16 protein-coding genes are annotated in these 26,394 nt (G+C 58.4%); 13 read left to right on the forward strand and 3 right to left on the reverse strand.

Going from position 1 to position 26,394, the window contains the following annotated elements:
- Positions 1-291 precede the first annotated feature (291 nt).
- Entirely contained in the window at positions 292-1,986 is a 1,695-nt protein-coding gene (gene pgi, locus OZX64_RS01820) for a glucose-6-phosphate isomerase (protein ID WP_277173408.1), read from the forward strand.
- A gap of 342 nt (positions 1,987-2,328) precedes the next feature.
- Here the strand turns inward: pgi and OZX64_RS01825 are convergent, their stop codons facing one another.
- Positions 2,329-3,660 (reverse strand): hypothetical protein, encoded by a 1,332-nt coding sequence (locus OZX64_RS01825; protein WP_277173410.1) that lies wholly within the window; start codon positions 3,658-3,660, stop codon positions 2,329-2,331.
- A gap of 213 nt (positions 3,661-3,873) precedes the next feature.
- Here OZX64_RS01825 and OZX64_RS01830 point away from each other — a divergent pair, with 213 nt between their 5' ends.
- The 6 genes from OZX64_RS01830 to OZX64_RS01855 all read left to right on the forward strand — a co-directional run bounded on the left by OZX64_RS01830 (position 3,874) and on the right by OZX64_RS01855 (position 15,006).
- Entirely contained in the window at positions 3,874-4,452 is a 579-nt protein-coding gene (locus OZX64_RS01830; RefSeq protein ID WP_277173412.1) for a LemA family protein, read from the forward strand.
- A gap of 250 nt (positions 4,453-4,702) precedes the next feature.
- Entirely contained in the window at positions 4,703-7,252 is a 2,550-nt protein-coding gene (locus OZX64_RS01835; protein ID WP_277173414.1) for a DUF2207 domain-containing protein, read from the forward strand.
- A gap of 40 nt (positions 7,253-7,292) precedes the next feature.
- The gene (locus OZX64_RS01840) at positions 7,293-9,791 is read left to right on the forward strand and encodes a DUF2207 domain-containing protein (RefSeq protein ID WP_277173416.1); all 2,499 of its coding nucleotides are present in this window, start codon (positions 7,293-7,295) and stop codon (positions 9,789-9,791) included.
- Between the two features lie 46 nt (positions 9,792-9,837).
- Positions 9,838-12,342, forward strand: a complete 2,505-nt coding sequence (locus tag OZX64_RS01845; RefSeq protein WP_277173418.1) for a DUF2207 domain-containing protein — start codon at positions 9,838-9,840, stop codon at positions 12,340-12,342.
- Positions 12,342-14,876, forward strand: a complete 2,535-nt coding sequence (locus tag OZX64_RS01850; protein ID WP_277173420.1) for a DUF2207 domain-containing protein — start codon at positions 12,342-12,344, stop codon at positions 14,874-14,876. The genes OZX64_RS01845 and OZX64_RS01850 overlap by 1 nt, the downstream gene beginning before the upstream one ends.
- Positions 14,863-15,006: a hypothetical protein gene (locus OZX64_RS01855; RefSeq protein ID WP_277173422.1), complete on the forward strand. Its 144-nt coding sequence runs from the start codon at positions 14,863-14,865 to the stop codon at positions 15,004-15,006. Before OZX64_RS01850 ends, OZX64_RS01855 begins: the two co-directional genes overlap by 14 nt.
- Positions 15,007-15,278: 272 nt before the next feature.
- Here OZX64_RS01855 and OZX64_RS01860 read toward each other — a convergent pair whose 3' ends face one another.
- Both OZX64_RS01860 and OZX64_RS01865 read right to left on the reverse strand, forming a co-directional pair.
- Positions 15,279-17,201: a nitrate/sulfonate/bicarbonate ABC transporter ATP-binding protein gene (locus OZX64_RS01860; RefSeq protein ID WP_277173424.1), complete on the reverse strand. Its 1,923-nt coding sequence runs from the start codon at positions 17,199-17,201 to the stop codon at positions 15,279-15,281.
- A 213-nt stretch (positions 17,202-17,414) separates the two neighbouring features.
- Positions 17,415-19,181, reverse strand: coding sequence for an ABC transporter permease subunit (locus tag OZX64_RS01865; RefSeq protein ID WP_277173426.1), 1,767 nt, complete (start codon positions 19,179-19,181; stop codon positions 17,415-17,417).
- Between OZX64_RS01865 and OZX64_RS01870 the strand changes: the two genes are divergently transcribed.
- The 6 genes from OZX64_RS01870 (at position 19,180) to OZX64_RS01895 (ending at position 26,353) form a co-directional block, all read left to right on the forward strand.
- Positions 19,180-19,347, forward strand: coding sequence for a hypothetical protein (locus OZX64_RS01870; protein WP_277173428.1), 168 nt, complete (start codon positions 19,180-19,182; stop codon positions 19,345-19,347). The two genes, OZX64_RS01865 and OZX64_RS01870, sit on opposite strands and share 2 nt — an antisense overlap.
- An 810-nt stretch (positions 19,348-20,157) precedes the next feature.
- Entirely contained in the window at positions 20,158-21,732 is a 1,575-nt protein-coding gene (locus OZX64_RS01875) for a DUF2207 domain-containing protein (RefSeq protein ID WP_277173430.1), read from the forward strand.
- A 674-nt stretch (positions 21,733-22,406) separates the two neighbouring features.
- The gene (rplS, locus tag OZX64_RS01880; protein WP_277156323.1) at positions 22,407-22,775 is read left to right on the forward strand and encodes a 50S ribosomal protein L19; all 369 of its coding nucleotides are present in this window, start codon (positions 22,407-22,409) and stop codon (positions 22,773-22,775) included.
- Positions 22,776-22,968: 193 nt separating this feature from the next.
- Positions 22,969-23,724, forward strand: coding sequence for a signal peptidase I (gene lepB, locus OZX64_RS01885; protein ID WP_277173432.1), 756 nt, complete (start codon positions 22,969-22,971; stop codon positions 23,722-23,724).
- A 322-nt stretch (positions 23,725-24,046) separates the two neighbouring features.
- Positions 24,047-24,826, forward strand: coding sequence for a ribonuclease HII (locus tag OZX64_RS01890; protein WP_277174929.1), 780 nt, complete (start codon positions 24,047-24,049; stop codon positions 24,824-24,826).
- A gap of 411 nt (positions 24,827-25,237) precedes the next feature.
- Positions 25,238-26,353 (forward strand): LacI family DNA-binding transcriptional regulator, encoded by a 1,116-nt coding sequence (locus OZX64_RS01895; protein ID WP_277156321.1) that lies wholly within the window; start codon positions 25,238-25,240, stop codon positions 26,351-26,353.
- Positions 26,354-26,394: the final 41 nt, after the last annotated feature.

The raw sequence follows: 26,394 nt of genomic DNA on the forward strand, positions 1-26,394 counted from the left end.
GTCAAAAGCCGTTGCCGTGTATTGATTGGATTGGATAAGTTTAGACATGATGTGAGCGTTCTCTATTTGTTTTGTCTCGGCTCGTGTGTGTCTGGAAACGTTCTGATTCTGCCGCTTTGCTGGCAAATATCGGGTTTTGCCAAGGCTGGTCGGCACGACGCTTTTTGTGCTGTTGTGTCCGCTTTTGTGAGTAAATTGGTGATTGTAGCAAGCGGTGGGGAACGGCATTTTCGGATATGACTGACAAAACCACGAAACCCCGCGGCACATGATGAAAGGACCTAAATAATTATGGCCATCAATCCTCCTATCGACGCCACCAAGACACCGGAATGGGCGGCGCTGCAAAAGCATTTTGACGAACTGAATAGCGAAGGCATCGACCTCAAGAAGTGGTTCGCCGAAGAACCCAACCGCGTGGAGGCGCTGAGCTTCGAGGCCGGCGACCTGCACTTCGACCTCTCCAAGGACCTCATCAAGCCCGAGACCCTGCAGCTCTTTGCGGATCTCGCCAAGGCCGTGCACCTTGAGGACCGCCGTAAGGCCATGTACTCCGGCGTGCATATCAACAACACCGAGGACCGCGCCGTGCTGCACACTGCGCTGCGTCGTCCGGCAAGCGACGAGGGCAAGTATATCGTCGACGGCCAAGATGTTGTCAAGGACGTGCATGAGGTGCTCGACAAGATCTACGCGTTCGCCGACAAGGTGCGTGGGGGCGTTTGGCGCGGCGTGACCGGCAAGAAGATCGAGACGGTAGTCAACATCGGCATCGGCGGCTCCGACCTCGGCCCGGTCATGGTTTACGAGGCGTTGAAGCCTTACGCAGACGCCGGCATTTCCGCCCGCTACGTCTCCAACATCGACCCCAACGACATCACCGAAAAGACGAAGGACCTCGACCCCGAGACCACGATGTTCATCGTCGTCTCCAAGACCTTCACCACCCTCGAGACGCTCACCAACGCCCGCGAGGCCCGCACCTGGCTCTTGAACGGACTCAAGGCCTCCGGCGCCATCGACGGATCGGACGCCAAGCGCGCCGAAGCTATCCGCAAGCACTTCATCGCCGTCTCCACCAACCTGAAGGGCGTGGAGGAATTCGGCATCGACCCGACCAACGCCTTCGGCTTCTGGAACTGGGTCGGCGGCCGCTATTCCGTGGATTCCGCGGTCGGCACCTCCATCGCCATCGTCTGCGGCCCGAAGCGCTTCGAGCAGTTCCTCGCCGGCTTCCACGAGATGGACGAGTACTTCGCCAACACCCCGATCGAGAAGAACGTCATCGCGCTGATGGGCATGTTGAACGTCTGGTACCGCAACTTCTTCCACGCGGCCACCCACGCCGTGCTGCCGTACGACCAGTACCTGCACCGCTTCCCGGCCTATCTGCAGCAGCTGACGATGGAATCCAACGGCAAGTCCGTGCGCTGGGACGGCAGCCCGGTGACCTGCGACACCGGTGAGGTCTTCTGGGGCGAGCCCGGCACCAACGGCCAGCACGCCTTCTACCAGCTGATCCACCAGGGCACACAGCTGATCCCCGCCGACTTCATCGCCTTCGCCAACACCCCGAACCCGGCCAAGGACGGCGATCAGGACGTGCACGAGCTCTTCCTGGGCAACTACCTGGCGCAGACCAAGGCGCTCGCGTTCGGCAAGACCGCCGACGAGGTGCGCGCCGAGGGTACGCCCGAGTCCATCGTGCCGGCCCGCGTTTTCAGCGGCAACCGCCCGACCACCTCGATCTTCGGCGACGCGCTGACCCCGTTCTCGCTGGGCGAGCTGATCGCGCTCTACGAGCACATCACCTTCACCGAGGGCACGGTCTGGGGCATCGACTCCTTCGACCAGTGGGGCGTCGAGCTCGGCAAGCAGCTCGCCCGCCAGATCACCCCGGCGATCTCGCAGGATGACGAAGCGCTGGCGGCTCAGGACGCCTCCACGCAAAGCCTCATCCGCTTCTACCGCGCGCATCGCAAGTAGTCAAAAGCGTTGAGGCATTGTGCCTTCTTCCGACTTGATGCTTGGATGAGGGTAGCAATGCGGGCAAAGTGCTCAGTCACCATACTCGGGTGACTGAGCACTTTTGCATTTCTGAGCGTATGATGCGTTGAAAAGCAGAAAAGTGAGGCCAATAATCAGCTTTTGAACGCGGTGCCAAACTTTGACGCGTTGAAAAGCAGAAAAATGGGGCCAATAATCTGCTTTTCAACGCAGTAGCTAGCGTCGATGCGTTCAAAAGCACGAAAAGCCCCCGAAAACGTGCTTTTCATCGAAACCTACTGGGTGTGCTACCGACTAGCGATGCAAAACGTACGTCGCAACCTATTTGATGGTGTATATCAGCGTGTAAAGACTCTTCATTTCCTCGCTCGGCTTCGCGTCATCCAATTCCTTGTAGACAGGGTTGCTGTCCCCGTATTCTTTGGTCTCGTAGAGGTAAGTCCTGATTTTGTCTTCTATGGCCCAGTATTTCTGTGCTTTGTCGAGATCGTTCAGGATCTCGTCCCGTGAGCCGAGAGACTTGACCCTTTCCAGTTGCTTTTGCGCCTTGCCCATGCGTTTGAGGCACGCGTTCGCGTAGGCTTTGATGAACAGGTCTTTGGACTGGGTGACGCCCTGCGCGGAGGCTTCGCAGTTGGTGATGATCGTCTGTATGGTATTGACGGAATCGGGGTCATCGCTGAGATTTGTGTATTTTTGCGCGTCCTCTTGGCAGGTTTTGATGGTGGCAGTGTAGCCGACCACCGAATCGCTGAAGTTGTTGAGAACCTTGACGTACTTCTTGTTTTTGGCTTGATATGCCTGGTAAGCCTTGCGGATATTGCCGTAATCGCTATAGGCTTGCGTTTTGGCGAACTTGTCTCCAGAATTGGCCACCGTAGCCGTGGCGACCTTGAGGTCGTCGAGATCGTCCTGCTCGATGGTGTCGGCTGGACCGTTCATGCCGCTGCTTTGGGTGATGATATACAGCGCATGGCTGAGCTGGTCGTGCGGCTTCTGGATATCTGCGGTGAACGTGTCGTTGGCCTTGTTGAGGATATGGGATTTTCTCACGCTCTCTTCGAATGCCTCTTCGTTTGAAGACGAAGACGTGGAATGGCTGCCGAAATGCGGAAGGACGAACGGTGCGGCAATAATCGCTATGACAAAGATGAAGGCGCAAGCGCTCGCGATTTTCGACTTGGGTTTATTGCTGTTTCTTTCGCTGTCGTCGTCATCCGTGTCGTCTTCATCGTCGTCCTCATCTTCTTCTCCGTCTTCGTCTTCGTCACTGTCTTCTTCATCGTTGTTATTGTCCGTGTCATCGCTGTCGTCGTCTGAGATATCGTCTTCATTGCTGTTGGCGACGTTATATCTGCTATCGTCTTCCTGATTGTCTTCGTTGCCGTCACTATCGCTGTTTTCGTCCGTGTTTCCGGCGTCTTCGTCAATCTTGTTATTGCTGATTTTGCCGTGTCTGTTGTCATTTTGGTCCAACCACGGCTTGCTTTCGCGCTCGACGCGGTTGTCTTCGGCTTCGTCTTCGTCGTTGTTGGCGATGGATATTTGGCTGGAGTGAGTCGAATCGAGTTTGGATGAGGTCTCGTCGATGGATAGATTCTCATCCGATACCGGTATCTGTGTGTCTGCTGACTTCTTCTTCCACCGATGCAATGTTGGCCGTCTCTTTCATGCCCTCAAGATGATAGGACTGTAATCTGCTCTCGTTGAGCATTGTATCAGTGCGTTTGGCAAGGTGCTGAGCCTTCCTGCCGTTTCACGAGTCCGGGTCCTTGTATCATGGTTGAGAGAAGCGTGCGGTTGAAGTCGAATGTAGAGAATGAAGCGACGTCGGCTTGAACATGTTCGTCAGAGAATGGAGAAGACATGAGCGCAGGGATAATTGCATTGCTGGTCGTGTTGGCCATCGTCATCATCATTCTGGTGTGGGGTATCGTGGCCTATAATCATCTGGTCGCGCTGCGCAACCGGGTGCAGAACGGGTTCTCACAGATCGACGTGCAGCTCAAGCGGCGCACCGATCTGGTGCCGAATCTGGTCGAGACCGTCAAGGGGTATGCGACCCACGAATCGCAGGTTTTCCAGAAGGTGACCGAGGCCCGCGCCGAAGCGGTCAAGGCGGCCAGCAGCAATGGGTCGACCACCGCCGACCGTGCCCAGGCCGAGTCGGCTTTGAGCAACGCATTGATGGCCTTGCAGGCCACCGCCGAGGCGTACCCCGACCTCAAGGCCAACCAGAATTTCCTGCAGTTGCAGGACCAACTCAGCGACCTTGAACAGAAGATCGCCTACGCCCGCCAGTTCTACAACGATGTGGTGCAGAAGCTCAACACGGCCGTCCAGACGTTCCCCTCCAACGTGATCGCCGGCATGTTCCACTTCAGCCAGGCCCAGTATTTCCAAGTCGCCGAGTCCGACAAGTCGGTGCCGCAGGTCAAGTTCTGAGCTTGCAAGCAAAGTCGCGGCGCAGCGTGACGGCGGCGGTATCGCGATTGCAATGACGGCAATGTCGAGATTGCGGTGACGGTGATATCGTGACTGCCGCGGGATGACGATGTCGAGATTGCAGTGATGATGACGGCACGATTGCCACGAGTCGGTGGCGTTACGGTTGCAACGAGATGGTGACGGCGATTGCATCGGGACGATGATGCAGTGGCTTGGTACGTAATATAAAATCGTAGGAAAGTGCGTGATGATGGGCAAGGTTTACAACCTCAAACGGCTGGGCAAAGCGGCTTTGACGGCTTTGGTGGCGGTTGTGGTCGTCGTCGGCTTCTACGGGTTTTGCGCCTGGCAGGGCAGCGGCAGCGGCAATCAGATGAGCTACAATTCGCTCGATGACGATGCTGTGGTGATGCCGAACGGCGATCTGCAGATCACCCAGCATATCGACGTCAAGCTGGGCAAGCGCAAGGGGGATGACAACGGTGCCAAACCGTGGCGTGAACTGTTCCAGCGTTACCGATTGGCCGACGCCCCGGGAAAAGCGGCGGATGAGATCGAAGACGATGAGGACACGCTCAGCGCCATCACCGACGTTTCGGTCAAAAACATGACCACGGGCCAGACCTATCGCCATGGTGACGAGGATTCCCCCAATGCGCTGCACAGCTCACGCTGGGACACGACGCATGCCGGGACTTGGTATGCGCGCAATCTGGGGCCTGATGCGAATGTGGATGACGACAAGACCGGCGTGGACTACCGGCCCGCGGCCATGAGCTCGGCCAAATACGACGCCAAGAAGCAGCAGGACGACATGGCGAAGAGGCAGCAAAGGCAGCAGGTCCTGCAAGGACAGGCGCAGGGCCAGCAGCAGACGCAGGCCGGCGGCGACAAGAACGCGGATGTAGATTCAGATACCACGGATTCAGGCACCGCGGATTCTGGCGCGGATTCCGATACCGAATATTCCTCGCACGACTGGTATCCCGGCACAAAACCTTCGGAAATGGGTGCGGCGCACGACGTCATCGAAATCGGCTGGAACATTCCGACCACCACCTCGGCCGAAAGCATGAAATTCGACGTGACGATGACCTTCAAGGACGTCGTCAAGGTCTACAACGACGTGGCCTATATGAAGTGGGAGCCGGTCGCCGACGACAACGGCGTCCCCATCGGGCGTTTCCGTGCCTTGGTTTCTCTGCCGCAGGGCACGAAAGCCGGCACGATGCGTCAGTGGATGGACTATCCCGGCAACGGCACCATCAGGCGGACGGGGCAGCGCAGCATCGAGATGAATGCCGAGCATGTTCCCGCCAAAAACCATATCGACCTGATTTCCATGTTCGGCCATCACGGCATGGGCCAGGTCCGCTACCGCGTCCACAGGGCCGCGAAGGAGGATGTGGTCTCGTGGATGGAATATGAGCGGATGAACTCCGTCAAAAACAGCGGCGACACTCGCTTTGTGCTGATCAAGTACATCGCGCTTCCGGTGATTCTCGCTCTCGCCGTGGGCATCGCCGCGGTCATCGCCAGCAACAGGAAGGCTTGGATTCGCGGAGACGTGGATTATGTGCGTGACATCCCACGTATCACGCCTGGCGCCGCGGCCGATCTGATGGATGACCTTATGCCTGATGACGTCGGTGACGCCAGCCTGGCATCGCGGCAGACGGCGTCCACGCTGCTGGAACTGGCAAGTAAGAAATGTATTGCGGTGTACCCGGGGAAGGCAGGCTGGTACTCGGGGCTTGACCTCGACGCTTCGGCCGCCGACGTCAGCAAACAAGCCGGCACCTGCCTTGACAGAGCGCTGGGCAAGGGCGAAAAAGCGGATACCGTCACCATCGCGATACTGCCGAAATCGTCCAGAGCTGCCAGCAAGGGGCGGAAACTGGCAAAGTCGGAGAAAAGCCTGTTGACCATGCTCATGGACATTTCCGCCAAGCTTGGTTCCCCGACCTTCGACTTGAGTCAGGTCAACGATCGGCTTGGCGATTGGGAAAAGGGTGCGAAGGCGCAGGAAAGGTTCTACACCAGCGTCGACACCGAATACGCGAAGGGTGAGTATTCCAAGCGTTTCGTGTTCTCCTATATCGCAGCTGCGGTGCTGGTCGTCGTCGGGGCTCTGGAATCCATGATCATCGACGGCCTCGCTTTCAGCGAATTGGGTTCTGGAACGGACGATTACGGGGCCGTCTGCGATCAGTTCCATGGTCAGTGGGGGCTGTCGCTTATCCTCGGCGTGCCGGTGATTTTCGTGTTCGTTTTCCTCTTCAGGCTTTTGGCGTTCAAGGCTCTGACGCCGGCGGGCAGGCAGACAGGCACGCAATTGCTTGGCCTGCGCCGGTATATGGAGGATTTCAGCGACTTTTCCGAGCGCGACGTGCCCGACCTGGCGCTTTGGGACCAATACCTCGTCTACGCCACGGCTTTCGGGATCAGCGGAAAAGTCACCAAGCGAATGGCGCAGGTGTTCCCGAATCTCACCGACTCGTCTTGGCTGGACGGGAATGCCGGCGATTCGTTGCTCTACTGGTCGTACTATCCGTCGATCGGCGGTATGGGCAGTGGCATAGGTGCCGACACCGGTCAGTCGCTTTCCGGCTTCGATGGGGTAGACGGTTTGGGTGATTTCGGCTCGCAGATTGCCTCCGGCTTCGACACCCTCCAGTCGACGTTCGCCGATTCTTTCAGCGGTTCCGATGGCGGCTCCGGCGGTGGTTTCGGCGGTGGCGGCAGCTTCGGTGGTTCCGGCGGCGGCTCGGGCGGCGGCAGCTTCGGAGGCCGCTGAGACGGCTTGATATCTTGAAACGCAGACGGAAGAAGAGGCTATGAAGGGGGACAAAGACTGGTCGGTGAGGCTGCGGGCCATCGTCTCGTCGTTGATTCTCGCGGCGGTGGTCACGGCTTTGGTGGCTTTGATACTGGCGCCTTCCGGCGACGGTACCATGAGCTACCGGTCGCTCGATTACGACATGACGGTGCGCCCCAATGGCGATCTGCGTGTGGTCGAGCACGTGGATGTGAAATTAGGCAAACGGCGTGACAGTGACGGTGACAAGGCCCCGTGGCATCAGCTCTTCCAGCGTTACAAACTCGATTCCAAGCAATTGAGCGCCATCACCGATGTGTCGGTGAAGGACGCCAGAACCGGCGAGGAATATGGGACCGGCGATTTGGCCGACGACTCCGATCTCAAATACATGCCTGATGACGGGTGGGACAGCGAATTCGCCCAGACTTGGTACGCGGTCAACGTCTCGTGCGGCTCCTCCGTGCGCTACAAGCCCGCCGGGGCCGCCGAGCCTAGCAAGAAAACGGATGGCGACCGTCCGATTGACAATGGCATGTTCGATGGTTCCTATGGAGGCGCGGGCATTTCCAAGCCGAATTCCAATGATTCGAGTATTTCTGGGCAAGGTATAGACGGTTCGGGAGGTTCTGGCCAAACCGGTAATCTCAACAATCCCGCGAGATACATTCAGCCGACGGATTACGGGATACGGTCACGTCAGCCGCTGGTCCATGCCGCTGCCGATACGCGCGACGACGATGGGACCTGCGCTACCGGCGAGTCAGGCGACACCATCGAGATCGGCTGGAACATCCCGGCGACTTATACCGCCAAAAGCATGAAATTCGACATCGCCATGACGTTCAAGGATGTGGTGACGCGCTACGACGATGTGGCCTACGTCAAGTGGGAGCCGGTGGGTGACGACAACAGCGTGCCGATTGACAACCTGCATGCGCGGGTCACGCTGCCCAAGGGCCGGGCCAAGTCCGACGATTCCAAGTCCGGCAAGGTGGACATATCGTCGGTAAACCTGCCTCAGCAGTGGCTGCATTTTGCAGGCAACGGCGATATATCGGCTCACGGTCGCACCATCGAGTTCAACGCTCGGCACGTCGGGGCCCGCCGGCACGTCGATCTGGTGTCGATATCGCCAGCTTCGTCGATGGGCAAGGTGCGGCACACGCAATCCGGCGATCATGCGCAGGTGGTCGTAAGCCACGAGAAGACCGAACGATTGAAGGCGGCGGTGGTCAGTGCCGCCAATCTTATCTGGCTGGTGGTCTCCGTTGTGGTGGCGCTGATTGCGCTGGGCTATCTTATAGGTAAATTCATTCGCATCGCACCCAAGACATCCTACCGGGGTGAGGTGGATTATTACCGTGACATTCCGGAAGTCACGCCGGTGGCCGCCGCCCATCTGATGGATATTCTGGAGGGTTCGCCGTCTTCCATGTTCGGCAGCCGCGTCGTCGGTACGAAGTACGTCCGGCGACTGGCTTCCCGTCAGATGGCGGCCGCAATGCTTTCCCTGACGCGCAAGAAACTCATCGCCATCTACCCGGGCAAGGCCGAGTGGTACGAAGGGCTCGACCTTGCACAAGCCGACTCCGCCCAGGTCGCCGAGCGGGTGCGGGACAACGCTTCGTCGCTCGGTGCCAAGACCAACACCATCGTGATTTTGCCGCTGTCCTATCAGATTAACGACGATACCTTGCCTGATTCCCAGCGTCACGACAAACTGGATCTGACTTTTTCTGAACAAGCGCTGCTCAAGCTGCTCAAATCCTTCGCCGATCATATCGATTCGCACGTCTTCGATCTGAAGCAACTGCGCAAAAAGAGTCGTAAGTGGACTGCAGGTGGCGATCTCTACCAGGCATTCAGAACCGAGGCGGACGAGGAATTCAAGCACTTCACGCTTGCACATTCGCAGGGCGAGACGATATTCAAGGTTTGCGCGCTGCTCGTGGTGGCCGCGCTGATTGCGGGCCTTTACCTTTGGCATCTCTACCGGGTGGGCCTGCCCGACTTGGCGCTCATTGCTGCGTCGGCGGCAACGTTCATCGCCATCCTGTTCCTGTCGCTGATGCCCAATGAAACGTTGAGTGCTGACGGGCACAAGGCGGCGGGACGGGTGCTTGGGCTGCGCCAATACATGGAGGATTTCAGCGACTTCTCCTCTCGCGGCCCGCAGGACTTGGCGCTCTGGGATCAATATCTGATCTACGCCACCGCGCTGGGCATCAGCGGAGAACTGGTGCGCAAGATGGCCGAGGCGCAGCCGGCGCTCGCCGATGCGGCCTGGCTCGACGAGAACGCACAGGGCTCGCTGCTCTACTGGACGTATTGCGGTTCGGCATGGACCGGCGTCTCGCCCTCCGCCGCTTCGGGCCTTGGTTTCAGCGGCGGTTTCGCCGATCTCGGCGCGCAGCTGAGCTCCGGTTTCAGCAGCCTGGGCGCGTCGCTCGGCGGCGGTGGCGGCTTCGGCGGTTCCGGTGGCGGTGCCGGCGGCGGCAGCTTCGGTGGGCGGTAGGAAGCAATATTGAAGGAATCGAATTGAGAGAAAAGAGCCAAGACATATGAGCGGGAAAAGCCTGAATCTCAAGCGAATTGCCAAAGTATTGCTTGCAGCATTGATATTGACGGCGATGATCGGCCTCGGAGTGGTGGCATGCGGTTCGCGCGTTCGGCCCTATAATCCTTACGAGTCAGATTTGAAAAAAATGAATGCCGACCTGGTCTATAACTCGCTCGAAGACGACGTGAAGGTGCTGCCAAACGGAGACTTGCACCTTACTGAGCACATCGATATGGAGCTTCAGACACGTGAAGACAAGGATGGTAAGGCCAAGCCGTGGCGTCAGCTCTACCAACGTTATACGCTCAACCGCACCGATAAGGCGAAGGGTCCTTTAAGCGACATCGTCGACGTGTCCGTGAAAAACACAAGTAACGGGCAGGAGTATGCGCACGGCACCAGCGGCGACATCACCGATCCCAATTGGGATACGAACTATGCCAATCAGTGGTACGCCGAAGACGTGGGCGGCAAGAACGGCACCGGGCACACGCCTTACCTTCCGGCCACAATGAAGGCTGACCAGTATGATCAATCGTCTGGCGCGGCTGGGTCTTCGGCCGCAACGACGGGTGCTCAGCCTGGTGCGGCAACGAACGTGCAGGCAGGCGGCGACGATACCATCGAAATTGGCTGGAATATACCATCTACCGATTACGCAAGTTCGCTGAAATTCGATGTTGATATGACGTTCAAGGACGCGGTGCAGGTCTACGACGACGTGGCTTATCTTAAGTGGGAACCTATGGGCGATACCAACGGAACGCCGGTATACGATTTCAACGCCACTCTCGCCTTTCCCGATGGAGTCAAGCAAAACGACACCAATGAATGGATGCATTACGTTGGTAGAGGTTCGGTATATCCGAATCCCGACGGCACTCTTTCGGCGCATGCCTTTGAGGTTGTGCCGGGCAGACATGTCGATTTGGTGACGATGTTCCCGTCTTCGGTCATGGGCCAGGTGCGGCACCGTATCGCAGGCAAACACAAGCAAAAGGTGATCGATCAGGAGCGTGACGAGCAAAAGTCTTCGAACCCCAACCTTCAACGGCCCGCCCGTCGGCATTGGAATATCTATCTGCCGTTCGTCATCTTGGAACTCGTCGCGATGGCTATCGGCGCGGTGTTCGTGGCGTATACCAACCGCAAGGGTAGCTACCGCGGGCCAGTCGAGTATTATCGTGATATTCCGAAAATCAGCGCGAGCGCGGCTGCTCAATTCCTTGACGAGATGCAAGGGGCTCAAGGTGATTCGAAGCTCGACTCGCGTCAGCTTGCCGCCGCCATGCTCTCGTTGCAAAGCAAAAAGGCCGTCGGCATCTATCCAGGCGAATCCCAGTGGTACGCCGGAATCGACTGGGCACACGTCACTGACAAAGAAATCGGCGATTGCATGAAACGTGGCGCAGCCGGTGAATTCGACGGGCAATCGTCTGGCGCGGCCGCCAAGCCTTACGGCCGGCACAGCAATGCCCCGAGTGTCAAAGAACCGTTGTATGAAAGAATCGGCAAGGAAAAGGGCGGTTTGGTCGACACCGTCGCAAAGACCACTGGTTTTGGCGGACGCAAGACGACTACCATCGTGTTGTTGACAAAGGTTCCGAAAGCCACCAAAGGTGCTCAACTTCCAGAAGATCCGATTGTGAGCACGCTCACCGGGCCGGAGATTGCGCTGATGGAGCTCTTGCAGGCGATGGGTGAACGGCTCGGTTCCGACGTCTTCGATTTCAAGGATGTCCACGACAGGCTCTCGAATTGGTCGGAAGGCGCCAGCCGCGAGTCGAACTTCGTGCTCAAGGTGGAGGCCGAATACCATGCCATGAAGCTGACCAAGGCATCGACGGTGTATACGGTATTTGAGGGCATCCTGCTGGTGGCCGGTGTGCTTGGCTTTGGCTACCTCTACATGATGTTTATGAGCAATCCTCTTACTGCGGCCAAACTGTTTGGAGCAGAAGCGCTGTATCTGCACGGCGATATTGCCAGGATGCTCAAGATCTTCCTGCCCGTGGTGTTCATGTTGATTGTCGAAATATCACTGTTGCAGAAAGTCATGCTCAGCAAGAAAGGCAATCTGCTCGCCGGCCAGTTGTTGGGGTTGCGTAAATATCTCCTTGATTTCGGTGATTTCAAGGAGAGCGAGCCACAGGACCTGGCGCTTTGGGATCAATACCTTATCTACGCCACTGCTTTTGGCATCAGCGACAAACTGGCCAAGGGCATGACCAAAGTCTGGCCACAGATGACCGATGACAATTGGCTTGATACCAACGCTTCAGGCAGTCTGCTTTACTGGCCGCTCTACTCTGCGAGCCACGACGTGCAGGGCTATTCGTCTGCAAACTTCGACCTCGGCAATTTTGCCGACCTTGGCGGCCAGTTAAGTTCTGGCTTTGCCAGTATGAGTAGTTTCAGCGGAGGGGGCGGCTTCGGTGGTGGAGGCGGTGGTAGCTTCGGTGGTTCCGGAGGTGGCTCGGGCGGCGGCAGCTTCGGTGGAAGGTGATGGCTGTGGGTCATAGTCTCAATCTCAGACGCATTATTCGGCAGATTCCCTTCTGCCTGGTTTGCACGCTGGTGGTCGCGCTGTGCATGATCATTCCGTATTCCGACAGCGTGGCCGACGCTGAAAGTAAGGCGGAGGAGTCCTTCCACAAGACCACATGGGTGGAGAAGAACCCCGGCTGCGCTGCCCGTCCCGACAGCTCGTTCGGCAACAGCGCAATGGTGATCGACCAATCGTACGATTTCGACGCCAAGCCCAGGATTTCCTATAATTCCGTGGATTATGACATGGCGGTGCAACCCAATGGCGACGTGCGCTTGAATGAGCATTTCGATGTGAAGCTCGCCGGGCAGTGGGCCAATAATCGGGAACTTGAGTGGGATGATCTCCTCACGCGGATCGATCTGACTGACGAGCCGATGTTCTATCGGTTCCCCGGGGCTCAACTGGGCGCGGTGACCGACGTGAGCGTCCGCGATGCCGCAACCGGACAGGTCTATCGCCACGTGCCGCAGGATTGGCAATACTATGGGTCCTCCGGCACAATCAGGTTCCAGCCCGGTATGTGGACGGCGGATACCATGGTGGGCAAAGACGTCAAGGATTATGCCCCCGCCACGAGTTCCGGCGCTGCCCCGTTGACGGCAACGGATGCAAAGAACGCGCGGAAGATGGATATGGTCACCTTGACTTGGGCGATCCCACCGGTGAAATCGGCCGAAAGCGTCAAATACGACGTTTCCATGACGCTGAAGGATGTCGTCACCCGTTGCGGTAACCATGCGTACTTCCGCTACGACACGTATGGCAACACGGATACCGGCCCGGCTAGGCACATGCACATGCGGCTGACGCTTCCCAAAGGTACCAAGGGCACGCCGAAAGGCTTTGTGGGCTTTCCCGGGCGGAAATCGGTGAAACGCCGCGGTGCGCGACAGTTCGATTTTGATGCGTATGACGTCTCCGCGGCTTCGTCGACGGAATTCGCTGCCATATTCGACGCTTCCGGTATGGGGCAGGTCGCGCACGACGCCGTATGGGATGGGACCAAAGGCAAATTCCGGGACAAGGGCAGTGCCGAAGACACGGATCGGAATGACGTTTCCGAGACCGATGACGATAATGAGGACGAAGCCGATGCCGGGAAGGCAGACCAGGATTCGGTTTCCGATTGGCATTCACAGGCATTTGCGTTTGTGGCGGTATTGCTGGCGTTCCTCGTCTTTGGCGGCATCATGATTGTTATCACCAACCGACGGACCAGTGTCCGTGGTGACATTCCCTATTGCCAGGACATCCCGTCAATGAGTCCGGCCTGCGCCGCGCGGTTTATCGACGAAGTCCAGCCGCCAGGCTCCTCGATGGTCGTCGCTTCGAGCCGTGAAACGCGGGCAATGCTCTCCACCCTGCTGTCGTTGGCCGACAAGAAAGTGGTTGCGCTCTACCAGGGTGCGGCTTCGTGGTACGACGGCATCGATCTGCAGACCGCCGACGTCGAGCGGATACAGGCCTGTGCCGACGCGGGCCGGAAGAGTGAAGACCGGCAAAGCCGTGAAGACGGGAACGACCACGGCCCGTCCCCGCACGGGATCGCGCCGACGAGCCGTGTTGGTATATGGCTCAGCCATCTGCTGTGGCGCACCGCTCTCGGCAGGTATATTCGCCGGCATCCGCGTCTGGCCGTCATCTTCGGCGGCATCGCCAAGCCCGCAGACGGCCGGACGGTCACGGTACGGCTTTTGGCGGCGGCGCAAGGTTCGCAACATACGAAGGACGGACAGAGCTCACCGGCGTCGCGGAGTATGCAAGGCTCGCAGGGCGGGCAGGATTCGCAAAACGACGGCGAAGCTTCTGCTGCCGACCAGCGGCTGTGCGTATCCGAACGGGCGCTGCTCAACTATCTGCAGGCGTTCGTCGCGTGGCAAGGCTCGCCTACTTTCGACTTGAACCAGTTGCGCAACTCCACCCAAAGCTGGAACCGGGCGGTGGCCAGTGGTCCGCGGCACGATCAGCATAATACCGATTCAGCCGAGACCGAGACAATCAATCGGTTCAATGAAGCCCAACAGGTGTGGGACGAAGGCCCGGAGCTCCAATCGGATTTCATGGATGCGGCCAATAAGGAATATATGGCGTTGAAGCTGACCCAGTTCTCACGTGTCGCCGTGGGGGTGCTGGTGGCAATCGGCTGTTTCGTAGGTCTCGGCTACTGTATTCTGCTGCAAATCTGGGATATGGGGCATCAGAAGGTCGCGCTCGCGCTGGGATTGCCTGCGGTGTTTCTGGCGTTCATGGTGGTGACGCTGATGCGCTATGTCGAGCTGAGCCCAAATGGTCGGTTTGCCGCGATCCGGTTGGTAGGATTCATGGAATACATGAACGACTTCAGTGACTTTTCGGCGCGAGGTGTTGAGGATCTCTCGATGTGGGGCCAGTACCTGATCTATACCGCTGCGTTGGGAGTGGACAACAAGATTCTGCGTCAGCTGGCGTTCCGTGTGCCGGACAATGCGTTCATGAATGATTGGCAATGATGCGGATTACGGCTGGTACGTGCGGACGGGAACACGTTCAAATGTGCGGATTGTGGCTGGCCGCCGGCTCGTCGGTGTGCGCGATGCTGTCGATGCGATGAAAATCACGGAAATGGGCCCGAAATGCTGATTTTCATCGCAAGTTCAACTGAACATGCGAGCGAAATCAGCAAAACGTGCCGATAATGCTGATTTTCATCGCATCTTTGGCTGGGTTTCGAGCAAAATCACGAAATGGTCGCGAAAGTCTGCTTTCTGACGCATGTGTAGTTGGGGTTGCGTTGAAAAGCAGATAATGCGGGCCAAGAATCTGCTTTTCAACGCATGTACGGTGGAAAGTGCGTTGAAAAGCAGATAATGCGGGTCAAAAGTCTGCTTTTCAACGCAATGAATCGGCTCGACCTACCTGTTGGCGTCGTCGAGGGTGAGCTGGTCGTCGTCGGCATCGTAGTCGAAAAGTTCGCCGTAACGCCCCCAGGTCACCGCGATATCGAACTGCTGTTGCGCTTCCTCGTCGGTGTGTTGGCTGCGCAACAGGTCGAGGATGAGCTCGCCGCGCAGGCCCTTGTCGGGGTGGTTTCTGAGCGCCCGGTCGATGGTGCGTACCAGCGGCGCATGGTCCATGATCAGCTGGGCGAAGAGCTTCTTGGCCTCGAGTACGTCGGCATGGCACCAACGATCACCGTCGCGGGTGACAGTGCAATGGCCGCGGCTGACGGTCAGCAGGCCGAGCATCGTGCCAGCGTCGATGAGCGGGAAGAGGTCATCCACCTCGAAGGAGAGGTCGGCCGCGAGATCCGCCAAATCCACGCCGCCCTCGTAGTTCGAGACCACGTCGAGCAGGCCGGCAAGACCGCCGGGGGTGGCATTGGGCAGCAGCTCGGTTCGTGCGTTGGCCTCTTTTGCCTTGACGACATTTTCGTGAGCTGTCAGTTTTGCGTTGGCTTTCGCTTGCGCGTTGTCGGCATCATTGGAATCGTCGTGTCGGTTACGGTCTGTGCGGCTGTCGCTGCTCATGCTCCCGCTGTCGTCGGTGCCATTGGCATTGGCATTGCCGTTCTCGCCGTTGCCGCTGCCGGTATCATGCTGCGATAGGCCTCCGGCGTGGTCGTGCTTGTTGGCCTGTCCGTGTGAGCCGTCTACGTCCGGTGCCGGCGCGATGGTGTCATAACCGTTGGTAGCGTTGTCGCCGTCGCGTTTTGTCGTGGTGCTATGGCGGCCCAGTGCGCTGGTCTGGACGTCTGTATCGTTCGCACCTCCGGTTTGGGCGGTGCCGTCGCCTTGTGTGAGGTTGTCTGAACGTTTTGCTTCTTGTGAACCTTTGACATGGCCGGAATCGGTGGTGTCGTAGCCGTAGCCGTCTGACGAGGATTTCTCCGTGGTACCAGATTTGACCGCCGTACCCGCCTCAGCGTTTTCGGCGTTTGCAGTCGACATATTGCCGTGGCTGCTTTGCGATTCCTGGCCGGTCAGGATGGTGTAGAGTTTGTCGACCATCGCCTCGAACTCGGGGGTGTGCTTGTCGCGCGGACGCGGCAGATCGACCGGGACCTGCGCGATCAGGTGGCCCGGATGCGAACCCAGCACCACCACACGGTCGGCCATCTGCACCGCCTCCTCGATGTTGTGCGTGACAATCAAAATGGACTTGATGCCGCTTTGGTTGTTGTTCCAAAGCTTCAGCACTTCCTGACGCAGGTTTTCGGCGGTGAGCACGTCCAGCGCACTGAACGGTTCGTCCATGAAGAGGGCATCCGGACGCAGTACGAGCGCACGGGCGATGCCGATGCGCTGTTTCATGCCGCCCGAAAGTTCCTTCGGATAAGCAGATTCGAAGCCGTCAAGGCCGATGGCGTCGATGGCGGCCAGCGCACGCTTATGGCGTTCTTCGCGCGGCACCCCGCGCGCCTCGAGTCCGAGTTCGACGTTGGCCTGCACTGTCAGCCACGGCATGAGCGCGAAGGTCTGGAAGACGAGTGCGACCCCGGGATTTGGCCCGTCAAGCGCCTTGCCACGGTAGGAGACCTGCCCGCTGGTCGGCCGGATGAGTCCGGCCAGAATGCGCAGGAAGGTCGATTTGCCGGCGCCGCTGCGTCCGAGGATGGCGACGATTTCGCCTTCGTGCAGGTTGAAGGAGATGTCGTCGAGGACGGTGGTCTCGCCTCCTTTTTCGGAGGTGAAGCTTTGGTTGATATGGCTGGCCTCGATGACGGTGTGGGTGCCGTTGGCGTCGAGGTCGGCGTATTGCGGATTGTGGCGTCCGCGGGTGGCGGTGCCGGTTTGCGTGCCGCTGGCGACGGTCTTATAGAGTTTGTTGAAGTTCATCGTGACTTCCTTTGATCAGTTATTGAAGTATGTTGATATCGATTGGATGCTCGTCATGGTTTTGTAGCTTTTGGTGGCTTGTTGGCTACAAACCCATGATGAAGAGCTTGCTTATTCTGGTTTTGTAGCTTCGGCGATTGGATTGGCTACAAACCCATGATGAAGGGACGTAGGTTGCTTCTTTGAAGGATGGAATAGCGGTATCGGACTAGCTCATCCGACCACAAAACGACGGTCGGCGAGGCGTTGCAGCGGGTTCCAGAACAGCCGGTTGACGGCGACGACGAAAATGGCCATGACGGCCACGCCGATCAGTGTTTTCATACCCTCGGCGTGCGCGGTGGCCTCGGCGATATAGGAACCGAGGCCGCGGGCGACAAGCGTGTGGCGTCCGTAGCTGACGATTTCCGAGACGATTGAGGCGTTCCATGCGCCGCCGGCCGCGGTGATGCCGCCGGTGACCCATGAGCCGAAAACCGCCGGCAGGATGAGCGTCTTCCATTTCATCCATCCGGTGATGCCGAAGTTCCTGCTCATCTCGATGAGGTCGTCGGGAATGGCTGACGCACCGGCGATAACGTTGAAGAGAATGTACCATTGCGTGCCCAGTGCCATCAAGAGGATTGACCCCCAGTTGATATCGACGCCGCAGGCCACGAACACCATGACCACAAATGGGAAGATGAAGTTGGCGGGGAAGCTCGCCAGCACTTGTACCAGAGGCTGTACCAACCGCGAGATCTTCGGGTTCATGCCGATGATGGCCCCGAGCGGCACCCAGATCACCGAGCAGACCACGGTCAACAGCGCCACGCGCAGGAAGGTGAAGCCGCCGAGCCCGAAAGCTCGTCCGAGTTCACCCAGGCCGGTGGTCTTGGCGATGGCGACCATCAGCTCCGCGACTCCGGCGATGACCAGCACGCCTACGATGAGGTCGAAGACGATATCACCAGCTCGGCGTCGGCCAGGCTTGGCACCCCACTTCGAACCGGTGCGGCCGAGTGGGCGGGTGACCCAGCTGAGCAATTCGCCAACGGGACGGAAGATGCGGGCGATGAAGTCGTCGATATGCGACTGACGGATCAGCGTCAGAATGGCGCTGCGCTTGGGTTCGCTCGACTCGCTTTGCGTGATGCGGAACTTTTCGGCCCAGGCGGTGAGCGGCTTCCAGACGAGCACATCGATCAGCAGCACGACGATGACCATGGTGAGAATCGCCCAGCCGATCTTTCCGGGATTCTCCTCGGCGGCCGCAGCCTCGACGTAGCTGCCGATGCCAGGAAGTGCGTAAGTCCGGTTGTTGACCGAGATCATTTCCGAGGCAGTGAGGAAGAACCAGCCGCCGCCGACGCTCATCATCATGTTCCAGAGCAACGGAATCATGGAATTGGGCACGTCGAGCACCCAGAAGCGCTGCCAGCGGGTCAGTCGCAGGTTGCGCGCCGCCTCGTCGAGTTCCTTGGGCTCGCTTTTGAGCGACCGATAGAACGAGAAGGTCATGTTCCAGGCCTGCGAGGTGAAGATGGCGAAAATCGATGCGGCTTCCACGCCCATCATCGAGCCGGGGAAGAGGGCGAGCCAGATGGTCACCGTAGCCGAAAGGAAGCCCAGAATCGGCACGGACTGCAAAATGTCGAGCAGAGGAATGAGCACCTTGCCGAGTCGACGTGAGCGGGCCGCGGCCAGGCCGTAGACGAAGGTGAACACCAGCGAGAAGAACAGGGCGATGGCCATGCGGAAGACGGAACGCAGCGCATAATACGGTAGGTTGCGCGGGTCGGTCGAGACGGTGGAGGGGATGCCTTTCGGCCCCACCGGTGCGTTGATGGCGGGCAGGATCCACGCGATCAGCCCGAAGAGGGCGAGGATGCCGGCGGCCACCACGCAGTCCGAGACCACACGCTTGGTAAATGTCGTGCTCCGGCCGGTTTCGGGAATGGCCGGCGTGGCTCGGTTGAAATTGAAGGAGAAATTGGTCATGATGATTCCTCATGAACGGCGTATCGTGGCGTCGAAGCAGCACGGAACATACGGTTGGCGATGCCTGGCAACCCCAACAAACCAGGCGTCGGGAATATACGATTCCTGCAATGCCGGTCTTCAATCCTGGCGTCGCCAGGTGCAGGCTACGGGCTGCGAATCGTAAACCCTTGATGGGGCTATTTGCCGGTATATCCGTGAAATTTTCGGCGTAACAGATACGTTGAATGAACTTGAAAGGAATCTCGAAGACGGAATCGTGTGCGTGCCGGAGGAATCGTTTCGCTGTCTTACGCTCGTAGCGTGATGGACAAACCGGAGGAGCCTACATCTGGCGCAGGCCGTCGTATCGAGATGGGGTTGTGCTTTGGCCGCACAAATGATGCAGATCGTTGATACTATTAGGCAGATCGCTTGTCATGATCCCCACCTCCTTCGATTCGGTGCGCAGGGCGCAGGAACAATTACCGCCACCAAAATAAGGGTATCCGTCACATTTGTCAACTTGGCCGTCTTGATTGTTCACTTGTGGTGTAGTCGATCTGATACTCAGCGTTGCGCATGTGACGAAATATTGCATTGGTGATGCTGGTTGCCGGTTTTGCGTCGTGTTCGCAATGAATGGCGATGAATGAACGGTTGCATTGGTGACGCTGGCAGGTTGATTAGCATCGAAAAGGCGACGAACCCCAATCAAGCTTGATGATCGCTTGGCGAGAACGATGCGTTGACGGTGTGTGTAATCAGGTATGCGGTGAAAAGCGGAAAAGTTTGCATAATGATGTTTTTGACGCGTTGCAGGTTATATCATGATCGAGGATCGACGCGTGGCGCGCGCTGCCAATGGTCGGACCATGGTTGGGCCATTTGATGGTTGGGTGATGGCTGATGTCGCGCAATGGTGTCGAAACGGCAACGGCCAATGGTGCCGAAAGCGTCGATAGCGCCGGGCGAGGAACGTGAAAGAGAGCGACGAATGAACGAACGATTGAGCCTTGGCCGTGTGCTGCGGTCCATTCCGACGGCCTTGGTGTTCAGTGTGATATCCGCCCTTTGCATGTACGCCTTTTACTGGTTCGGCACCACGATCGGCGGCGAGGAAAGCACATTCAGGCCTGAGGAATATCAACACGATTGCAAGGTGTTCGTCCTGCTGCTTATCGGCTACGTCGTGGTCTCCGTCTACGTGATTATCATCGGCAATGTCCATTCGAAATTCAACGCCGATGTCGCGTATTGCCGTGACATCCCGGCGATGAGTCCCGGCTGCGCGGCCTTGTTCGGCGATCTTGTCGATCCTCCTGCGGCGACGTTCTCGCGGATCTTGAATGTCGGCTCGGCCGCCGTTGCCGCCACGATGCTGGATCTGCAACGGCTCGGGGCGATTGCCGTCTACCCGGGCGAGGCGAGCGATTATGACCGATTCGATCTGGATAAAACCGACGACACCGCGCTGCAAAGCCGCGCAAGGCAGATCGGCGAGCAGCAGTGGGCGGACACTTTGAACGCGCAAGCGCAAGTGCAATCGCCTGCGCAAGCGCTGGCGCAAAGCGACGCGGCCGGTTCACGTCGAGGCCGGCATGCCCGCAAACGGGCACGTCTTCTCTCGCATCATCTTCCCGGGTCCGGCGGCTGGTTCAGCCGTCTGCTGTGGAAGACCTCGCTGGGCTCCAAGCTGCGTTCGAATATCTATGGCCAGTTGTGGACCGGTGATGTCGCGCAGCCGCAAAGTCTGGTGAGCACCGTGGTGGTATCACCCGCGGCGTTCAACGACCCTGAATCGGTTCAGAAACTTTCCGGTCCGACACGCGAGCTGTTGCGTTTCCTTGTGGATTTCGCGCAATGGAAAGGCAATCGGACCTTCGATCTCAATGAACTTCGTTCCGCCTGCTCGGGCGAACGCGACGGTGCGGGAGAACTTGACAACGACCGGAACCGCCGCGGCTCCGAGAACGTTTGGCAAGGTGGCGCTCGCAGCCAGAGCCGGTTCTTCATCGCCGTGCGCCACGAGTTCAGGTCTTTGCATCTCACGAGCTACGATATGCCGTCGATGTATTTGTGGCTGGCCGCGGCCTCAATCGCGTTTCTCGGCGGGCTCCATCCCCTAGGCCAGCTGTGGGACATGGGTTGCGGCGCCACCGCGATTGTGCTGGGTGCTGTTGGGATATTTCTGGCTGTTATGACGATGTCATTGATGCAGCCATACCGATTGAACGAACAGGGCAAACGCATAGCTGCGCAACTGGTCGGACTCAAGCGCTACCTGCGCGATTACAGCGATTTCTCCGGGCGCGGCATATCGGATCTGCCGGTCTGGGGGCAATATCTCATTTATGCCACGGCTCTGGGCCTGAGCGACCGGACGGTGCGGCAGCTGGGCGTCTACCTTTACCCGATGGATGTGGCGGAGATATACAACTATTACGGTTACGACTATGGCAACGGATCCGACGCGAGTCGAGCAAGCGGAGCTCAAGATGAAGCTGAAAATGCTGGGGTCGACGCCGATACAAGGGAATCCGGAACGGACGCTTATCCTTTCGGTGCGTAGCCAATCGCAGGAGACTCGTGCATAATTGTCGCCTCTTCAAAGGGCGTTTGTCGCATGTATCGGGTCGGTCGTTGCGAATCGCGCGATGTCTGCTGGAGGTTTTGTGACGTGAAGAGGCCGGTTTGTGTCGTGTTTGCTCCGGTGTCTTGTGTTGTTGGAGGTTTTGTGACGTGAGAAGGCCGGTTTGTGTCGTGTTTGCTCCGGTGTCTTGCGCTACTGGAGGTTTTGTGACGTGAAGAGGCCGGTTTGTGTCGTGTTTGCTCCGATATCTTGCGCTACTGGAGGATTTGTGACGCTTAACGACCTTATAGCGTCGCAAATCCTCCAGCAACTGGCTCGCGTGCCGCTTCAACAGTTGAGAATCTCGCCAAGCGCGGCGACGGATATCGTCTTCGCAACCGTGGATATGAGCGGGTGTGTCCGAATGAGCCGGTAGAATTATGCTACGTTATGCCAAGAGGCGGGCTGCCGCATGGGTTCGCTTCTTCATTTGGGTTCAGCCCTGCAGGTCTATCCGTCGGTTCGGATGCGTCTGCAGCGGCGAATCGGCAACATTCCGTCGGGTTCCGGCGGAATACGATAGTGGGCGCGTTCGGCTCCATCAGCCGCTTGGCACGAAAGTGCGGCGCCGCCCCTGACATGTACGCTGATATGCGGCAGCGACAGGTGAAACAATGGTTAACGCTATTGAGGCATTTGATGCCAAGCACATGAAGCCCTCGGACTCGATTCCGCAGTTCCGTCCCGGCGATACCGTCGAGGTCAACGTCAAGATTCAGGAAGGTAATAACTCCCGTCTTCAGGCGTTCACCGGCATCGTGATCGCACGTTCGGGCGCCGGCCTGCGCGAGACGTTCATCGTCCGCAAGGTCAGCTTCGGCTGCGGCGTGGAGCGTCGCTTCCCGCTGCACTCCCCGGTGATCGATTCCATCAAGGTGCTGCGTCACGGCCGCGTTCGTCGCGCCAAGCTCTATTACCTGCGTGCCCTGCGTGGCAAGGCCGCTCGTATCACCGAGCGTCAGGACAACAGCGCCAAGGCGTGAATACAGGCCTGAATGGCTATGTGCAAACGGCAGTCGGACACTATGTTCCGGCCGCCGTTTTTGCTTTATGACGATCGTGCTTCGTGTTGTCACGTATGACATCTCTGTACGGTATACTATGATGGCTTTCGGTTATCTCTAGGCTGCGGTTTGAGGCAGTATAGGTGTAAAATACATACAGCGGGAGGCGCGGATGGCAGAGGATGATACGCGCAGCGATGAGCGGCGTGAGGCGGATTCGCATATCATCGAGGTCGCGGATTATGGCATAATCCCGGAGCCCAGGCCGCGCAACCTTGTCAGCAATCCGGAACATGCCGACCCGGATTCTGCCGGGTATACGTTCAGCGATTTGCTGAGCTTCGTGGTGACGTTTGGCGTGTTCGTGGTGGTTCTGGCGCTGTTGCGGATATTCGTCATCGGCGTTTACGAGATTCCCTCCGGCTCGATGGAAGACACCATTCAGGTCGGCGACCGGCTGGTCACCAATCGTCTCGCACGACCGATGAACAAGCTCAGGCGCGGTGACGTCATCGTTTTCAAGGATCCTGCGCATTGGCTCGCCGGCACGGACAATCACGGCTCCAGTGACTTGATCAAACGGCTGATCGGTATGCCCGGCGACGTGGTGGCATGCAAGGGCCACGGCGCCCCGATTACGGTCAACGGCGTGGCGATCGATGAGGTCGCTTATATCAAGCCCGGCACTGAACCCAGCAATTTCTCATTCAAAACCAAAGTGAGCGCCGGCAATGTTTTCGTGATGGGTGACAACCGCGGCAATTCCTCGGATTCGCGCTACCATGCCGACGATGGCAATGGCGGGCTGGTGCCGATAGCCAATATCAGCGGGGTGGCGATGCTGACCTTCTGGCCATTCAGCCATTTCCAGGTGATCAAGTCGCATCGTGAGGTGTTCGCCGCCGTCCCGGGTGTGCCGAAATCGTAGCGGGACATTGGTCGGCATCGTACTAGTTGCAAGGCATGACTGCCGGGGCGGTGCGGCAACGTCGTGGTTATCGATGGGTTTGGTCGGTCGGCGGCGTAGAAAGCGCCAGACGATAAACGGGTGAGGCAGGATCAGCCTACTTGCAATATAGTATTACGCATTGGCAGTCAAAGACGAGCTGATCCTAAGCACCCTCGTCGCTGGTAATGGCACATTGCTGAAAGGCAAGAACATGGACGTCAAAGAGACTTCGGATTCCAAGGACGCAATGGCCCGTAAACGTCGCGGTGCCGCACAACACGTTGCTGCCCCGACTCTGGATATGGAGCGTGAACTGGCCGGCCGCGGTTTCGACCTGATCGTCGGTTTCGACGAAGTGGGGCGAGGCGCGCTCGCCGGACCGGTGATGGTCGGCGCGGCGGCGGTATGGGCCCGCGATTTAGTAAAAGGCGGTCTTGACGTGCCTGACGGCGTCGCCGATTCCAAACTGCTGAGCGAGCACAAGCGCGAGGCGATGTTCGAAGACCTGCGTTCGTGGTGCGCGGCCAGTGCGGTTGGGCAGGCCAGCAATAAGGAAATCGACGAGTGGGGGATAACCTACGCTTTGGGCATCGCGGCCCTGCGCGCGGTGGGCATGGTGGAACGGAAGCTGAAAATCGTTGGAACCTCCGGCATTGAAAACCTTGGTGGATTATCCGATGCCCCTGACGCCGTGCCGTGCAATGGCATTTTCCCCGATGATTCCGATCGGTCTTCCATGGTTTCCCCGTCTGGTGTCCCGCTTCGTGTCGGCGCCATTCTGGATGGTCCGAATGATTATATTTCGAAGGCCGCGGGGACGTTTGACGCTCCGGTCGTTCCGGTGTTGCCGAAGGTGAGCACCAAGGTGAAGGCCGACCAAAGCTGCGCGCTTGTTTCCGCCGCTTCCGTCATCGCCAAGGTGACACGAGACCGGCTTATGGTCGCCTTGGCGCAGGGCAATCCGAATTATGCGCCCTACCAATGGCAGCACAACAAGGGATATGGGACCGAGGCTCACCGTGCTGCCATCGCCGAATATGGCCCGACTCCGCTGCATCGCCTCAGTTGGCATTTGACCTGAACGGATGCAGCGGGGCTTTGTGCCAATGGCCCATGTCTTGAATGGGCGGACTGCCTCTCCTGTCGGGTGGAGCCGGTTTGCTGCCCTTAAACTGCGTAGGCGCTGTTGTCGTGTTGTTGCCCGTTCCTCATCGCAGTAAACCGCTCCGCTGTTGGGTTAGAGGCGGTTTGGTTGGGTTCTGCCTTTTTCCCTTGAAAAATGTGGCGCTGGTGTTGGCTTAGGGGCAGGTTGGTGGTTCTGATGCCTCTAAACCGGCAGAAGGGCGGTGTGTTGCCGGTGTAAAGGAAGCGACCGCACAAAGACGAAGTGCGTGGCGGAACAGTCCTGATAGACGATGCCGAGTAAACTTGTGAGCGTTCACTTAAGGTTGTCGTACGCAGCACACGCCAGAAAAGCGAGGGGGAGGCAGAGATGAGCGTTCAACGCAATCCGGGCAAGCGGCCGTCGATGTTCGAAGTGGCCAAAATGGCGGGGGTCAGCCATCAGACGGTTTCACGCGTCATCAATCACTCCTCCGAGGTCTCTGACGCGACCCGCACCAAAGTCCAGCATGCCATCGACGTGCTTGGTTACCGGCCCAGCAATTCCGCACGAACGTTGGCTTCGCACCGTTCCCGCACCATCGGTCTCATTGCCGGAGGCCTCAGTTTTCTCGGGCCGATTTCCGCGATTTCCGCTATCGAGACCATCGTGCGTCGCCATGGCCTCTTTCTCATGGTCTCCATGGTGCACGAGGCGCGCTGCACGCAAAGCGAATTCGAGAATCTGTGCCGTACCTTCGAAGAGCAGAATGTTGATGCGTTCATCTTCCTGACCCCTACGGATATCATGTTTTCGGCGGCTTGCAGCACCAGGCTTTCCGAACCGCGCGTCCTGATCACCTCAACCCACGGCAATATCTCGATGAGCCGGGCAGGCGGTCTGATGGATGCCGAGGGGCGCGGCCGCACGGCTTTGGTCGGTATCGACCAGTGGGGGGCGATGCACGAGGTGGCGCGTCTCGTTGCCCGATTCGGTCACCGTTCCGCGCTCTATTTCGCAGGCCCGGTGCAATGGCGCGATGCAGTGACGCGGTTGCTTGGCTGGCGCAAGGCCTCCGCTCATTTCCGTATCGAATCGCGTGAGATACAGTGCAATTCGTGGGATTCCTCCGAGGCTTACGCGCGGATGAACCATGAGCTGGAGAACCTTGGTTCCGCCGGTGCCGAGAAACCCACCGTCATCGTTACCGCCAACGACGCACAGGCGATTGGCGTGACCCGCGCCTTGCACGAGCACGGCTTGCGCATTCCGCAGGATATCAGTGTCATCGGTTTTGACGATATGACCGGAGTCAACGATATGTGGCCGCCGCTGACCACCGTTCATTCCGATTTCGACGCGCTTGGCACGGCCGCGATGCGGGAGACCCTGCGGCTGCTGGGCGAGGGCGGGGAACCCACGTTCGTCTCCAACGCCCACGGGGTTGGTCTCATCCCCGCCGAGATGATCCAGCGGCACTCGCTGGGGCCGGTGCCGCGGCATTAGGCATCCGGATCATAGGTCGCTTTCGTATTGGTCGCTTTTTG

The organism is Bifidobacterium sp. ESL0704 (assembly GCF_029392075.1).
Classification (GTDB): Bacteria; Actinomycetota; Actinomycetes; order Actinomycetales; family Bifidobacteriaceae; genus Bifidobacterium.